The sequence below is a fragment of the Stenotrophomonas sp. 112478_Sma genome, assembly GCF_056479905.1.
Map to the genome: position 1 here is coordinate 1,156,145 of NZ_CM151072.1, position 14,400 is coordinate 1,170,544.

Here is a 14,400-nt window from a genome sequence, read left to right on the forward strand (position 1 = left end):
GACCCACATTAGGTGGCGCCTGTGGATCGGTAAATTCGATTGATTCAACCAATGCGATAGTGGCTGTCTATTAGGTCCGGGGCTTGTACGGGTGTGTGCGATCAGCGCTTGAGCAACCCCGAGCCGAGTTTCAGCAGGTCGCTGGCCCCGAACTGGCCGTCGCCGTCCTGATCGAGCACACCGCCCAGCATGCTGCCGATGCCGCCGGACTGCTGCGCCTCCTGGCCGAGGGCGCTGCTGAGTTCGCTGGCGTTGCCCTGCTGGGCGAAGCGCTGGGCCAGGAAGGACATGACGATGGGCGCAAGGATCGCCAGCAGCTTGCCGGAGGTGCCGCTGTCCAGGCCGGTCTTCTGGCCAAGCACCTGCGCGGCCTGCGGCTGCTGGCCACCGAAGATGTGGCCGAGGATGCCGGCCCCATCGGTGGCGCCGCTGCCGCCGCCACCCATCACTGCGCCGAGGATGCTGCCGAGGTCGAAGCCGCCACCCCCACCACTGCCCAGATGGTCACGCTGCAGCGCATTGAGCAGGGACTGCGCGCCCTGCGGCTCGCTGGCGTTCTGGCCCATTGCGCCCAGCAGCAGCGGCAAGGCGCTGCCCACCGCCTGGGTGGTCTGGCTGCTGTCCAGGCCGAGCTGCTGGGAAACCTGCTGCAGGCCTTGCCCCTGCTGCAGCTGCTGGAAGAGGGATGCGGCGAGGGATTCGGTGTTCATGGCGGTCTCCGTTCTGTGAAGGAAGGACCGCCCGAGCATAACGCCGCCTGCACGACGGAAATGCGAAGGCTGCCGGGCGCAGGCTCGCTCTGACCGGGGGCGGGAGGGGGGCCGGCGTTGCGCCGGTCCCATGCCGGTTACAGCAGTGACTTCAGCCGATACAGCGCTTCCAGCGCCTGTTTGGGCGTCAGTTCGTCCGGATCGATGGCGGCCAGCGCCTCCTGCGCCTTGCTGGACGGGGCATTGAACAGGCCGAACTGCTGCGGGGCATCCAGCGCCTGAGGGGCCAGCTCCGCCGCGTGGCTCTCGCTGCCCCGTTGTTCCAGTTCGGCCAGGCGCCGCCGCGCCTGTGCCACGGTCGATCGAGGCAGGCCGGCCAGCGCGGCCACCTGCAGTCCGAAGCTGCGGTTGGCCGGGCCGTCTTTCACAGCGTGCATGAACACCAGCGCTTCGCCATGCTCGACCGCATCCAGGTGCACGTTGGCGATACCGCTGCGGCCGCCCTCGTGCTGCTCGTCGGCCAGCGCGGTCAGCTCGAAGTAGTGGGTGGCGAACAGCGTGTAGCAGCGGTTCTCGTAGGCGAGGTGGCGGGCCACCGCGTCGGCCAGGGCAAGGCCGTCATAGGTGGAGGTGCCGCGGCCGATCTCATCCATCAGCACCAGCGAATGTGGGCTGGCGTGATGCAGGATGTAGCTGGTCTCGGCCATTTCGACCATGAAGGTCGACTGCCCGCGGGCGAGATCGTCGCCGGCGCCGATGCGGGTCAGGATGCGGTCGATCGGGCCGATCACGGCGCGGCTGGCCGGTACGAAGGAGCCGATGTGGGCCAGAAGCACGATCAGTGCATTCTGCCGCATGTAGGTGGATTTACCGCCCATGTTCGGGCCGGTGATGACCAGCATCCGGCGGTCCGGGTGCAGGTCCAGATCGTTCGGCTCGAAGGGCTGCTCGCGCACGGCTTCCACGACAGGGTGACGGCCGCGCTCGATCTTCAGGCAGGGTGCCGTTTCCAGTTCCGGGCGCGACCAGTCCAGTGCCTGCGCGCGCTCGGCGAATGCGGCCAGCACATCCAGTTCGCTCAACGCGGCGGCACACTGCTTCAGCGGCTCCAGCTGTGCACCCAGCGTGTCCAGCAGCTGCTCATACAGGAACTTCTCGCGCGACAGCGAGCGGTCGCGCGCGGACAGTACCTTGTCCTCGAACGCCTTCAGTTCTTCGGTGATGTAGCGCTCGGCGTTGGTGAGGGTCTGGCGGCGCGTGTAGTGCACCGGTGCGCGGTCGGCCTGGCCCTTGCTGATCTCGATGTAATAGCCGTGCACACGGTTGTAGCCGACCTTCAGTGTGGCAATGCCGCTGCTTTCGCGCTCGCGCCGCTCTAGGTCGACCAGGAACTGGTCGGCGTTCGTGGAGAGGCGTCGCAGCTCATCCAGCTCCTCGTCGAAGCCATCGGCCAGCACGCCGCCATCGCTGAGCTTCAGCGGCGGCATTTCAGCGATGGCACGCGCGAGCAGCTGCGCGCAGTCGTCATGCTCGCCCAGCGCGGCGTACAGCGCCTGCAGGCGTGGCGAGTCCAGTGGCGCCAGCACGTCGCGCACCGCAGGCAACAGGCCCAGGCCATCGCGCAGTGTCGAGAAATCGCGGGGGCGTGCCGAGCGCAGGGCGACGCGGGTGAGGATGCGCTCGAGGTCACCCAGGCGACGGAACTGTTCGCGGATGTCGCCATCGCTGCCGCGATCGATCAGCGTCGCTACCGCATGGTGGCGCTGTACCAGCACCTCGCGCAGGCGCAACGGGCGATGCAGCCAGCGACGCAGCAGGCGGCCGCCCATCGGCGTGACGGTGCTGTCGAGCACGCCCAGCAGGGTGTTGCGGGTATCGCCGTCGACCCGCGTATCCAGCTCCAGGTGGCGGCGGGTCGCAGCGTTCATGGCGATCGCCTCGCCGGCGGTTTCCATCGCGATCGAGGTCAGGTGCGGCAGGCGCTGCTTCTGGGTTTCTTCGACATAGCCGAGCAGGGCGCCTGCGGCGGCCGTGGCGCGTGGCTTGTCGTCGATGCCGAAGCCGCTCAGGTCATGCAGCTTGAAGAAGGCCAGCAGCTGCCGACGACCGCTGTCCGCATCGAACAGCCATGGCGCGCGGCGACGCACACCGCTGCGCTGGCGCAGGAAGTCCGGCCAGTTCTCCTCGTCCGGCACCAGCAGCTCGGCCGGCTCCAGGCGCGCCAGCTCGGCTTCCAGCGCGTCGTCGGTGTCGACCTCGTTGACCAGGAAGCGGCCACCGGCGAGGTCGGCCCAGGCCAGGCCGTAGCCCTGCCGGGTGCGCGACAGGGCCATCAGCAGGGTGTCGCGGCGTTCGTCGAGCAGTGCTTCGTCGGTGACCGTACCGGGGGTGACGATGCGGACCACCTTGCGCTCGACCAGCCCCTTGGCCAGGGCCGGGTCGCCGATCTGCTCGCAGATCGCCACGGATTCGCCCAGCGCCACCAGGCGCGCCAGGTAGCCCTCGTAGGCATGCACGGGCACACCGGCCATCGGAATCGGGGCGCCGCCGGAACTGCCGCGCTGGGTCAGGGTGATGTCGAGCAGGCGTGCAGCCTTGCGTGCATCGTCGTAGAACAGCTCGTAGAAGTCGCCCATGCGGAAGAACAGCAGCAGATCCGGGTACTCGGACTTCGCTGCGAAGAACTGCTTCATCAGGGGGGTATGCTCTTGAGTACCCTTGGATTCGCTGTGTTTCGCTTTTGAATCAGTGGCTTGCAATGGAGTCCGTCTCTGTCAGTGAAGGCGGGTTGCCGTTCGAAACGGCAAGTAACGGGGTTTTTTGTTGCGACGGTGTTGCGACGGCCAGTTGCTTGGGCAAAGATCGTGTTGCGACGCCAACCGGGACACGGACGATCATGCCAAAAATGTTGCGACGGACCGCGCCACCCGGCGCCAGGTCACCAAGTTTAGTCTGACCCACCAACAGGTGATGGAGCTTTCGGTTCGCCGCATCCCTGCGTCGGGGGGCGTGGGCAAGCGCGCCAAGCTGGTGGAGCGGCCGTTGGAGCAGGGCGACAAGGCCTATCGCGTGCTGGATGGAAACCAAGGGGCACCGGTGGGCTTTGGTTTTTACGTGGGGAAGACCCGCACCACCTACGAAGTCGTCCGACGGGGAGCACAGGGCGTTCGTCGCTTCGCGTTGGGCAATGTCACGGACATGGGGCTGGAAGAGGCCTACTCTGTGGCCCGGGAGCTTATTCAGGAGCTCAAGGCGTCAGGCGAGAACCCGAAGACTCGGGCAGCCCGGGCGAGCCAGCAGCAGCACGAGGACGGGCGATTGGCCCGGCTCACGGTGGCCGATTGTTTCGACGTCTACATTGCGGACATGAGGGACCGGGTGGCCAAGCGCCTAGTCAAGCAGTCCAGCCTGACGGCCTTGGAGGACAGCCTTGCTCGGTTGTCCCGTCCGGAAGTGGGGTTCGCTCAGCGGGCCGTGGCCGATGTGACCGACGACGACGTGGAAGCCGCGTTCGAGGCGTTGCGCAAGAGCGCGATGGTGCGCTCCAACCGCATCCCCACTCCAATGAGGAACGCATTGGCGGGCTACGAGGACTGGGCGGAGCTGGATACGCGGACACTGGAGAGCCTGGGGATCACAGGAAAGTATGTCCAGCGGGTCCGGGCCAGTGGCCTGGCCGCCACCGAACACAGCTTCACGGATGCCCATCGCGCGGTGGCCATGGTGCTGAAGCGTGAGAGCGTTCTGGCTGGACGGGAGGGGCGAGAGTCTAGGCTGAGGCACAATCCCCTGCAGGCCATCTTTGATAGGCACTTGCTGAGAGGCGCCCGGAACCTTCGCAAGCACTATGAGAAGGCGGCTGTCCGCAACCCGCTGACTGACAACACGCTCCCCAAGGTGTTGCAGTCGATTGTGGGGCGCCGGGACGAGCAGGGTGGCCACAACGCCGGCGCGTCCGATTACCTGCTGCTGACCCTGCTTTGGGGCACGCGTCGAAGCGAAGCCGCGCAACTGCGCTGGATGGATCGCTGTTCCCACAGCGAGTTGATCCAAGAAGAAGTGTCATGGGTCTGGCTGGGCGAGCCCGGAGAGATCAACCGCTATACGAAGCGGGAGGGGCCGCAGGTCTTCATGTTCGACACCAAATCGGGCGAAGAGCGCTTCCTGCCGATCAGCTACTTCGCAGAGCGGGTGCTTCGGCTGCGGTTTGACACCCGGCTGGACGACGAAGACGCCCGGCGCGAGCTGGCCGCCGCGGAGTCTCTGCTGAAGTCGGCCAAAGGCAAGGGCGCGGCGCGGCAGGTCCTGGTAGCGCTGGAGGCGGGCGTTCAAGAAGCGCTGCGCAAAGTGGACCGGACCCGCTTTGTCTTCCCCGCTCGTTCCAGCCGCAGCAAATCCGGCCATTACCTCGATAGCAAATCCATCCTCGCCAATGTGCGTCGCGACGCGGGCTTGGTGGGGCAGCCGGAGGATGGCCTGGACCTCCGAGACGAAGTCGACCAAGGCCTGACCACCCACGATTTGCGGCGAACCCTCGGGCGGTATGCGGCGCTGAAGTTTGGCGAGAGTCGCATTGTCTCTCAGATGCTCCACCACCACGTCCGCACGCCTGGTGGGGACGGCATGTCTCCGGTTCCGGAACCGCCAGGCCTGCGAGGTCGCTGAGCGTCGCCAGCAGGTTCAGCAGCTGGTCCAGGCTGGGCTAACCTCGGCCGAGGTGGCCAAGCGCTTGGGCGTTTCGCCGGCCACCATCGGCATGGACCGCCAAGCCCTTCGGCTGGGGCGTGTCCTCAAAGGACCGGAGCACCGCACCTTGCGGCGGCTGGGCGTGGATCAGGTGAGGGACCGTTTGAAAGAGGTGAGCCGGGCTCGGTTGGCGCGGGAGCTGGGTGTGAGCGGCTCTGCGGTCTATCGCTTCTGCCGCCAGGTGGCCTTGGACGGGCAACTAGGCAGTGATCGAACCGTTTCGCCCCAAGCATGAGCGTTGTAGAGGGTGCCTTGTTTGAGGCGGGAACCCTGTCTTGAAGTGCCTGAGGTGCTGGCCCATCGGTTTGCCCTGGACGATAATGTGATCCCGGAGTGGAACACTAAGGGAATGAGTTGCGATGGAAAGTTCCGAGTTGGAAGAGGTCTTGGCGACCGTTCATTCCCTTCTGTTGGCGGAGGATTTTCAGGATGCCGCCGCATTGGTCAGATCTTGCTCATCTCGGGCTGAACTGACTGGCTATGACAACTGGAATGGCGGCACCAATCTGTGGGACATCTACTTTCAGTTGCCTGCCATCGAGTTTGCTCGGCTCGGGTCAAGGCGAGGAATGCTGGAGGAGCAGATCTCGACCAAGCTGAAGGAAGTTATGGGCGAGGAGCCCGGCGATTGGTACACGGCAAAGATTGTCCCTGCACGAGAGACGGGCAAGGGTTGGCGAACCATTGGGTCGAAGCTGCCACGCCAAGTGCGTCAGAATATATTCGATGGCCTGCGACTGGAAGATACGTCCTGGAGAGGCAGGCTGGATGATGTCGAGTTTCTAAGCCGTCTCTATGATTTGGGGTCCCTTCCTTCCACGGATCCGAGGTATGCGACCGCCTCTGAAGACATATGGCAACACTGCATCAACAACGATGACTGGGAGCGGGATTGGATATTCACGGACGGCCGCTTCAATCTGCTTGATGCTCCGCCGGATAAGTTCCTTCGATTTCTATGCGAGATTGTTCATCCAATCGTGCGGCCGGACAGGAACGAATCGCTGACCATCGTCTCTCACATCAATGACCAGTTGCGCGGCGCGGGCTGGGAGATCTTTGAGGAAGAGCGTATTGGTGGGAGGTCACGATACGCTTACCGTGAGCTTTTTCATCACGGGCAACGCGCTGTCTCACGGGGACGTACCGTTGCAGATGCCTTAGACGCTGGATGGATGGCGAAGGAGATTGAGCGTCTGGAGAAGTCTATTGACGGCGACCCTGCATCGGCTATTGGGACGGCCAAAGAGCTAGTAGAGACCTGTTGTAAGACAATCCTCAATAAGCGAGGGGTGGTCTACGGAAAAGCGGCAGACATCGGGGATCTCACGAAGCTGTTGCTGGTGAACTTGCAGCTTGTTCCGGAGGCCGTCTCTGACGAGAAAAAGGGGGCGGACAACATTCGCCTTATTCTGCGAAACCTGACATCCCTCACTCACAATCTTGCGCAGTTGCGTGGTTTGTACGGCACGGGGCATGGGAGGGATGGTAAGCACCGGGGGCTGCAGCCAAGGCATGCACGTTTGGCCGTAGCTTCTGCGGTGGCCTTCATTGACTTTGTCTCCGATACCTACAGAAATCGTGAGGATACGAATGCCTGACGGTGGCGAAGTAATAGACCGGGCGGCTGCCCACCGTGGGGAGAAGGAAGGAGGCCGAGCAGCCGATTGAGGAGGGAGGCCGAGTGGACGATCGTGGGGCCGCGCCCACGCGGTTCGCGGGTGCTGTTCCATCGATTGGAGTGCCGTCTCCGGTCTCGCTGTAGTTATGCGAGGCAAGCGTCTTAAGTAACACCCGAAGAGTGCTATGAGGGAGGTGGTTCCCGTCAATAAGCCTTGGCTGTTTCACGCCTGCCTGCGTTGATCGCGTTCGCGAACGTTCTTCGCGTATTTGGCATCCACCACCGCATCGCTGGGCAGGTCCAGCAACACGTTTGCGAGTGTGGCGGCGGCGGCATCGGACAGCTTGAAGGAATGGCGCAATCCTCCCATGCCGGCATGTTGATTGTCTGCCACGCCCTTGTGAAGAGCTCGAATGAAATCCGCCTTGGATGGGCGCGTGCTCTCGGACATTGCGGCGGTGCGGACATCGTCTGCGAACACTTCCGCGTCCTCGGCATCTTGACCGATGGCGCGCACCATCTCTGAAAGCGAGGGCCAGTACTTCAGATCGAATCGAGCAGCAAGGCCATCCAGCTCGCTCTTCAGAAAGGACTGGTAACGGCCGTTGCTTTGGCTAGATTGCGACATGACCTCGACTGGATGATAGAGAGTGTCGCAGCTAAACGGCGAACGATTGGAGAGCTCGTCGCGCTCAAGCAAGAGATCCGCCAGTTGTGCGGAGAGCGCGCCGATCTCGGTGTTCACCTTTTCCATACGCTTCCTGCTGGCGCGGTCCTTGAGGTTCTTGTCGGGCGTCCAATACGCCCCAGTTGCCAAGACGCAGCAGTCCAAGAAGACCTTCCATTCCAATCCCTTGAGCCCTAGTGAGCGCTCCACCTCCTCGTAGACGGGGCGAAGGTCCGCGCTTCGACTCAAAAGACGCTGGGCGGCTCTCGTTTCAGAGAAAGCGATCTGGGCCTCCTGATTTGTGGCGATTTGCTGTCGGAGGTAGTCTTCGCAGATCTGTTGGGCGTGGCTGGCGGTCACGATTGCTGGATCCAAATGGGGGTGTTTTGTCAGGCTATTGGGGTTAAAAGGACCTGTCGGCATCTGAAGCGAAGTTTTTTGGATACCTTTCAGATCCAGATCGAGATTCTATCCCCACAACCGCCTCCCAAGGCTCTTGGCCACCATGCCTAAGACCTGCTACCCCTCGTCCCCAGAGCGGCGTCGGTGCCATTAGTAGGGTTGACGAAATCGAGGTCCAACTGCCCGCTGCGGGGGCGCAGCTGCGCGGTCATGAAGTGGCCATCCCAGTTGACCATGACGATGTCGCTGTGCCGATGCTCCAGCAACTTGTCGATGACTGGCACTTTGCCCATATAGTCGTTAGTAGGACGGCAAGGGTCGCATGTGACGAGGAACTCCAGGAGCGAGAGGCGCCGGCTCGGCGTGAAGGTCAGCGGCACCGAGAAGGGCAGGAGGGGGCGTGGGCGCGGGTAGAACTTAGCGATTTTGTCTCGGGAGCCGCGGCCCCCCGGGGACGGGCACCGGGGATCAGGCGGCGACTGCGCCAAGCCCCCCCAGCGACTCGCACACCCCCGACGCCCCGTCACCGCGGGCCGCAATATTCGTGGAACGGGGGGCTGGACGTGAAGGCGCGGTCTCACGCCCGGGCGTTGAGCGCTCCGCTGTCGAGGGCACTCTGCAGTGCCAAGGCGACCTGCGTGGCCGCATAGACCCAGTCGTCGTCCTCTGCGTACGGATCGTCTTCACAATCTTCCTTGCCCCCGTGGAAGAGGTTGTTGCGGACCTGGCGCATGGCCTGGACCAAAGCGACGGCATCCGAATCCGCATCCAAACGACGGGGCCTGAAGCGTGCAACGGGTCGGCCGTTCTCCGTGACGATCCTTTGCTTCATTGGGCGCTCGGTGCGCTGACATAGCAGCCGTTGCTTGGCTGGGAGCGGAACTTTCACCACGAACTCATCGCCAAGTTGGCGCACGCGGCGCTGGACCTCGTCCCAGTTCACATCAGGCGTAGGACGGCCATCCCTTCTATAGGTAAAGAAGTCGCCATGCCGCCGGAGTTGGAACTCCAGCTTGCTGACATGCTTGAGAAGGTCGTAGGCGAGGGCTTGGCGGACGGGCATGCCTGCATCGTATACGAAGCACCAAGGCTCCACATTGCCACCGCCCGCTGCTAAGGTCCAAGAGCCGTCAGGAACGCGGCCTACAGGGGACCGGGACAAGCGCGATATGCTGCGCGCATCCGTGATAGCCCTGAAGGTGGTGGAAGACACGCGGGGAAAGTTCGGCGACAAGGTGTCGGCCAGCAAGGTTGCCCAACGCCTGGAGGAAGTCCGGGCATCCATGGAATGTAGGCATGGATCATTTCGAAGGCGTAGTGCTGGATTACCTTCGCGCGGACCGCGCGCTCTTCGTCAACAGCCAGTGCTGCATCCAACTCAACGAGGGAAGCAACCCCGACACCAGCGGGCCGCATTGGTATTGCGACGCCTTGGCAGTCAGCTTCAAGGAGCGAGCCGCTTTCTTGTGCGAAATCACCTACGCTGCCCGTGCACACTCGCTTCTCGCGCGCTTGAAGGCGTGGAACGAACTTTGGCCTGGCGTTCGTGTGGCCATGGAGCGCGACAGCGGCGTGCCGGCCGAGTGGATCGCCAGACCGTGGCTGTTCGTCCCCGAGGCCCACATCGCGAATCTACGTTACGCCATTGGGGGCCTGACCAACCTTCCAAGCCCGCGCTTCACCCCGCTGGAAGAGGTGGTGCCTTGGCGCTATCGCTCCTGGGATCGCGGTGCCTACGTGGACCCGTCCCCACGACCGATCTCAATATCACGGCCACCAGCTACGCCCTGCTGCAGGGCAAGTCCACCTGTTGGAAGTGCTCGGAGTCGATCGTGGTGACCGCCATTTGGGTGCCTAGGTTCCTCGACAACGAGGACGAGGAGTATCCCGAGGAAGGCGGCCCATCGCTGCTGAAATACGTCAGCGAGCTGGACGTGGGCACGATGGCCCGGGTCAGGGCCGAGGCCCACTGGCTCAAGCCCAACTACTCGCAGACGGCCAACCAAACCTACGTGGCCAACCACTGTCAAATCTGCGGTGCGTTGCAGGGAGGCCATTTCATATTCAGCCCAGACGGCCCGTTCTTCCCCCGGGACCAGGCCGGCGTGGACCAGCTCAAGGTCATCCCAGGGCACGGGACCCTGATGGCGAGTGCTTCCACGACGCAGTCGGGCTGGATGGGACTGGTCAAGCTTCCCACGCACGCCTGACATCGGGGCAGACGGGATTTCGGCCAAGGGTCTCTACCACTGCGAATGAGGCCGGGCATACTTCTGCCCATCCCTTGTTCCTCGGGATCCGTCGGCCGGCTCATCCCCGGCCTATTTTTTTGCCAGGTGTCAGGCCTCGCCTCGCTGGGCTTGGCGGTCCTTGGTGAGCGCAACCGCCTCCTCATACGTGGCTGCTTTGCCGCTAAGAAGCAGATCCAGCGCGACCCGGTGCCGGGCGGTGTAGTAGATGTTCCCCAGTGGCAACACCGTCGCTGGACGCATCGCGGGGCCACCCGAGCACGGGCGCGGATGAGGTTGCCCACTACTTCTTCGAGGACAACGGTGCAGGCATGGCTGCCGACCGGAAGGCTTACCTCGACGCCGCCATGAGCGCGGTCTACCACTACGACAAGTGGGATCAGATAGCAGCGGCGCTGGGCGTGGCCCGCCTAGAACCCGCGTCCGGGGAGCTGGAGGCCGACAAGGGGGACGTGCTGCCGTTGCCCAAGGTCCAAACCGGCGGTGCACCTGAGAGTCCCGAACACAAAGCTTTAAAGAAGTGGGTGCGTGAGCACCCCGAAGAGTTGTCAGACTTCGGCGAGTTTCAGCTCGGAAGGAGCGAGGCGGTGTTGAGCAGCGGGGATCGGCTGGACGTGCTGTTCGACAACGGCAAGCAGCGCTTAGCGGTGGAGGTGAAGGCCAGCACCTGTTCGGAGGACGAGCTCATGCGCGGCGTCTACCAATGCGTGAAGTATCGCGCGATCCTGCGGGCCGAGCAGTTAGCGACCCGTCGGGTGCCCAATGGGAATGCCGTCCTGATCTGTCCTCGAGCCCCGCGAAAGACCACCAAAGCGCTCATCCGACGTTTGAACGTGAACTTTCATTGGGTGCCGGTGGACGCCGAGCAATGAAGGACAGAGCCTGATCTCAACCCAACGGTTGATCAGCCTGGCGTCCAGACACGTTCATTTGATCGACACGCGCGTTGTTCCCGAAGTTCGTACATGTGCTTTTCGACCCCTTCGGATTTCCTGGAGAACGAGTTGCAGCGGACAAACTCGATGTCCTCCCAGAATCCTCTCACGGCCATCATCATCTGATCGAGCAGGACGCGAGGAAGGGTGATCGTGTCGAAGGCCGGATGCCGCGGCGCGTCGAAGGGCACGGTGTAAAGACCCCCAATGGGCGACCCCGGCGGAAGCCAGGTTTTCCAAAGCGATGGCGCGAGCTGATGGATCTTGATTGCAGAGTCGCCGTTGCCGTGTCGAAGCGCATTGCCCAACAGGTGAAGGAACTGCAAGTCGGCGTGGACGCCGAACCATTCCATGGGTGCATCGAACAGCTCTTGAAAGAAGCGCAGCAGATTGGGGCCCTTGCCGTCCAAAGAGCAGCGCTGAATCTGCTGGATTTTGCCGGCGGGCCAGCTCTTCCTCCCTGCCATGCCAACCATCAATCCTCGAAGGGCTCGTTCATGCATGGACTGCGTAGCCAGCAAAAACGCTTCGATGGTTGACTGCCGGATGTCAGCGTAGTGATCTACGGCGAAGACCCGCTCCACCTCCTCTTCGCTGTTCTCAAGAGCGTCGATTTTTTTATCCAGCGCTTCGACGGCGGCGAGCACCACTTCGCGCCGGAAAGTAGCAAAGGAGGGAAGGTCGAGACCGCTGTAAACGGCCACCTCGTGATGCTCCCAGCGAACGGCTTCCAGCGGCTCAGGTGCGAGATTCATCTTTGTCCCCGAGGGTAACGCCTGAAAGGCTGATTTCGTCCGCTGCCTTGCCGAGCATTCGGGAGCGCAGAGCGGTCGTAGAGATCTTGGACGGGGCTAGAAGCCTCAGTGGCCGCCCATCCAGATCGCGGTAGCAAGCATCAGAAAGGGTGCTGGAGACGGAGATGACCAGGCTCGGGCACACCGCAAGCAAACCTGCATCGAACAGGGCGTGGATGTCCTTCCGAAGCAGCAGCCCGTTGCTGAGCGCATTGGTGGACGTGCCGTTGTAGGGCGTGATGTGCGCGGCATCGATCACGGCCGCGTGGGCCGTGCCCGTGACCATGCACACGGCCCCGTAATGCTCAATCAACCGTTTCCTGAAGTCAGCCTGCCCATCCCGGATGACTCGCAGCACCTGCTCGACGCGCTTGCCGTCCACCTCGACGTCTGGCGGAGCGAGTGAGGCGGACGGAAAGCTCGGAATCAGGCGGCCGGACTCTTCCAGCGTCCCCCTGAGTGCTTCGACCGCGTCGTTCTTCATCATCTCCGCCGGAGCACGAAGGACAGGATCAATCCCAGATCGGTGACGAATGTGGGCAAGCAACCGAGCGGCGTCCTCCAGGTAGGTCAGCTTCTGCTCCCGCTCACCCCACAACTGGCGCAACGCGTCCAAATCCCATGACCACAACGCCAGCCTGAGCTCGCTGCTCGTCAGGCGAGGCGGGGCCTCTGCGGGCACCAACTTTCGCTGGGCCAAGGCCAACTCCTCTGCATCCGCAGCGGCGTCAGCAGGATCGATGTCTTCCCCTTCGTCGTCCTCGAGGAAGAAATGCCCACCGAACTGACGCGTGCGATTTCGCTCCTGTTCCTGCTCGGTGCGCTGCCGGCGTCGCTTTGCGCGCCATTCGGCGATGCGTTGTTTGTCGTTGCCGTTGTCCATGCCATGCCTTTGGTGGCCAAATAGATTAGTCCGAGTTCCAGGCCACTGCGGTCATAGGAGCGGTTGGATATCACGACTGCTCCCACCTCCATGACTTCAGGAAAGGCAAGGAGGTGGGCGAAACATTTAAAGACCGTTATCCATGATTGCGGCGAACTGGTAGTCCATGTCGTCGACAGTGACTGCGTCATCGTCCTCGTCGGACTCGAACTCCAGTTCTCGGTCTTCCAGCAAGAAGAGCGAGGGGGAGAGGAGCTGGAACTGGAGGGTAACGGAGACCAGGCCCGACTCCTGTTTGGCGTCGGTGTAGCGGCCCTCAAACGAAGCAATCAAGCGGTCCTTGTTGAAGGCAGCCGAGCCTTCCAGATCACGCACGGGTCCCGTGTCTCTGGCGAAGGAACGCGCCAGTTCTTCAGGGACCTTGATAGACATGGGGTTGTCGTTGGGGCGAATCATGTCTTGGACACGGGCCTCGTAGTCATCCACGGTGCCCGTCATCTTGGGGGCAGACATGACCTCGGCATGGATCAGGCGCTTGAGTGATTCGGAATCTCGATTCAGGTCTGCCAGCACAACAGCGCCGACAGCTGGGGTGGTATCCAACGCCGTATACAGGGCCCTAAGGACAGGCAGTGGCTTCACCTCTGCCATCAGAGCCTGGCACCGGGCTTGGGCTCGCTCTACATCGGCGAGGACCAACAAACCCTCAACGGGCGCACCTTCTGGGAAGTATGGACTGGCCTGCAACGCGGCCAACGTGTTGAAGCCGCAAAGCGCGGCGACAAGTTCCCGGAGATGACTTTTGGAGACCGCAATGCCACTGGCGGCAAGGGCCTTGTGTGCAACGAAGACAGAACGGGAGTAGATCGACATGGCAGCTCTCTGGTGACCGGGCCGGGTGAGTGCTTACGCCGAATCCGGTGCCAGGCGGCGGTCGATTCGAGGAACGAGCAGAGGGTCAAAACAGGAACGCGGGTTTGAGTCACTCACAACTCTGGGTCGCCACCGTGCAGTGAGCATAGCGAGGCATTGGCGCGCTGGCAACAACGTTCAATCCCCGCTGTTGGCGGTTGCCCTGAAGCGACCTTGCCATGGTGGGGGTTCCCCTCAAGCCTTGCGGCTCCTTCTCTATCGTTCCGGCCCGTCTGCACCCGTCTGCACCCGGCTGCCGCGGTGCACGCCGTGGGTGTGGGTAAGCCCAGACCCAGGGCAAACGGTACGCGAGCAATCCGCTCTGCCAGCCGGGGGTATTCCATGAACGCTCACCAGCACTTCGACGCTACCAACGCCGAGTTCCTCCACTGCTTCGGGTTGAGCCTTGAAGAGGCCGGGTTTGACCCGGGACGGTTCTTCCACACCTACGGCGACTTGACCTCGCGTGACGCGGCCTTGG

At 62.9% G+C, this 14,400-nt stretch carries 12 protein-coding genes; 5 read left to right on the forward strand and 7 right to left on the reverse strand.

Annotated elements, in window-relative coordinates:
* Window positions 1–101: 101 nt before the first annotated feature.
* Window positions 102–710: a DUF937 domain-containing protein gene (locus ACZK08_RS05405; protein WP_065181132.1), complete on the reverse strand. Its 609-nt coding sequence runs from the start codon at window positions 708–710 to the stop codon at window positions 102–104.
* Window positions 711–847: 137 nt separating this feature from the next.
* Window positions 848–3,469 carry a DNA mismatch repair protein MutS gene (gene mutS, locus ACZK08_RS05410; protein ID WP_081284339.1) on the reverse strand — a complete coding sequence of 874 codons (2,622 nt, stop codon included), beginning with the start codon at window positions 3,467–3,469 and terminating at the stop codon, window positions 848–850.
* A 211-nt stretch (window positions 3,470–3,680) separates the two neighbouring features.
* On the opposite strand from mutS, the gene ACZK08_RS05415 reads away from it, so the two are divergent.
* Both ACZK08_RS05415 and ACZK08_RS05420 read left to right on the forward strand, forming a co-directional pair.
* Window positions 3,681–5,375: a site-specific integrase gene (locus tag ACZK08_RS05415; RefSeq protein WP_155760997.1), complete on the forward strand. Its 1,695-nt coding sequence runs from the start codon at window positions 3,681–3,683 to the stop codon at window positions 5,373–5,375.
* A 440-nt stretch (window positions 5,376–5,815) separates the two neighbouring features.
* Window positions 5,816–7,057, forward strand: a complete 1,242-nt coding sequence (locus ACZK08_RS05420; protein WP_053517337.1) for an abortive infection family protein — start codon at window positions 5,816–5,818, stop codon at window positions 7,055–7,057.
* A gap of 243 nt (window positions 7,058–7,300) precedes the next feature.
* On the opposite strand, the gene ACZK08_RS05425 is transcribed toward ACZK08_RS05420, so the two are convergent.
* A complete protein-coding gene (locus ACZK08_RS05425) occupies window positions 7,301–8,104 on the reverse strand; it encodes a hypothetical protein (protein WP_053517338.1) in 804 nt (267 codons plus the stop codon).
* Window positions 8,105–8,723: 619 nt separating this feature from the next.
* On the reverse strand, window positions 8,724–9,209 hold the full coding sequence (locus ACZK08_RS05430) for a hypothetical protein (protein WP_053517341.1): 486 nt from the start codon (window positions 9,207–9,209) through the stop codon (window positions 8,724–8,726).
* Between the two features lie 233 nt (window positions 9,210–9,442).
* Between ACZK08_RS05430 and ACZK08_RS05435 the strand changes: the two genes are divergently transcribed.
* The 3 genes from ACZK08_RS05435 (at window position 9,443) to ACZK08_RS05445 (ending at window position 11,267) form a co-directional block, all read left to right on the forward strand.
* Window positions 9,443–9,985, forward strand: a complete 543-nt coding sequence (locus ACZK08_RS05435) for a hypothetical protein (RefSeq protein WP_231107726.1) — start codon at window positions 9,443–9,445, stop codon at window positions 9,983–9,985.
* Window positions 9,979–10,356, forward strand: a complete 378-nt coding sequence (locus ACZK08_RS05440; RefSeq protein WP_331250502.1) for a hypothetical protein — start codon at window positions 9,979–9,981, stop codon at window positions 10,354–10,356. Before ACZK08_RS05435 ends, ACZK08_RS05440 begins: the two co-directional genes overlap by 7 nt.
* A gap of 257 nt (window positions 10,357–10,613) precedes the next feature.
* Entirely contained in the window at window positions 10,614–11,267 is a 654-nt protein-coding gene (locus ACZK08_RS05445; protein WP_195840309.1) for a competence protein CoiA family protein, read from the forward strand.
* Window positions 11,268–11,299: 32 nt separating this feature from the next.
* Here ACZK08_RS05445 and ACZK08_RS05450 read toward each other — a convergent pair whose 3' ends face one another.
* From ACZK08_RS05450 to ACZK08_RS05460, 3 genes are all read right to left on the reverse strand, one after another.
* Window positions 11,300–12,085: a hypothetical protein gene (locus ACZK08_RS05450; RefSeq protein ID WP_154582336.1), complete on the reverse strand. Its 786-nt coding sequence runs from the start codon at window positions 12,083–12,085 to the stop codon at window positions 11,300–11,302.
* Complete coding sequence (locus ACZK08_RS05455) at window positions 12,069–13,007, reverse strand: HNH endonuclease (protein ID WP_053517343.1); 939 nt, start codon at window positions 13,005–13,007, stop codon at window positions 12,069–12,071. The genes ACZK08_RS05450 and ACZK08_RS05455 overlap by 17 nt, the downstream gene beginning before the upstream one ends.
* Window positions 13,008–13,133: 126 nt before the next feature.
* Window positions 13,134–13,880 (reverse strand): hypothetical protein, encoded by a 747-nt coding sequence (locus ACZK08_RS05460; protein WP_053517345.1) that lies wholly within the window; start codon window positions 13,878–13,880, stop codon window positions 13,134–13,136.
* Window positions 13,881–14,400: the final 520 nt, after the last annotated feature.

Coding starts and splice junctions, on each gene's coding strand:
- ACZK08_RS05405 (WP_065181132.1), bottom strand. CDS start 710: ATGAACACCGAATCCCTCGCCGCATCCCTCTTCCAGCAGCTGCAGCAG.
- ACZK08_RS05415 (WP_155760997.1), top strand. CDS start 3,681: ATGGAGCTTTCGGTTCGCCGCATCCCTGCGTCGGGGGGCGTGGGCAAG.
- ACZK08_RS05420 (WP_053517337.1), top strand. CDS start 5,816: ATGGAAAGTTCCGAGTTGGAAGAGGTCTTGGCGACCGTTCATTCCCTT.
- ACZK08_RS05430 (WP_053517341.1), bottom strand. CDS start 9,209: ATGCCCGTCCGCCAAGCCCTCGCCTACGACCTTCTCAAGCATGTCAGC.
- ACZK08_RS05435 (WP_231107726.1), top strand. CDS start 9,443: ATGGATCATTTCGAAGGCGTAGTGCTGGATTACCTTCGCGCGGACCGC.
- ACZK08_RS05450 (WP_154582336.1), bottom strand. CDS start 12,085: ATGAATCTCGCACCTGAGCCGCTGGAAGCCGTTCGCTGGGAGCATCAC.
- ACZK08_RS05455 (WP_053517343.1), bottom strand. CDS start 13,007: ATGGACAACGGCAACGACAAACAACGCATCGCCGAATGGCGCGCAAAG.
- ACZK08_RS05460 (WP_053517345.1), bottom strand. CDS start 13,880: ATGTCGATCTACTCCCGTTCTGTCTTCGTTGCACACAAGGCCCTTGCC.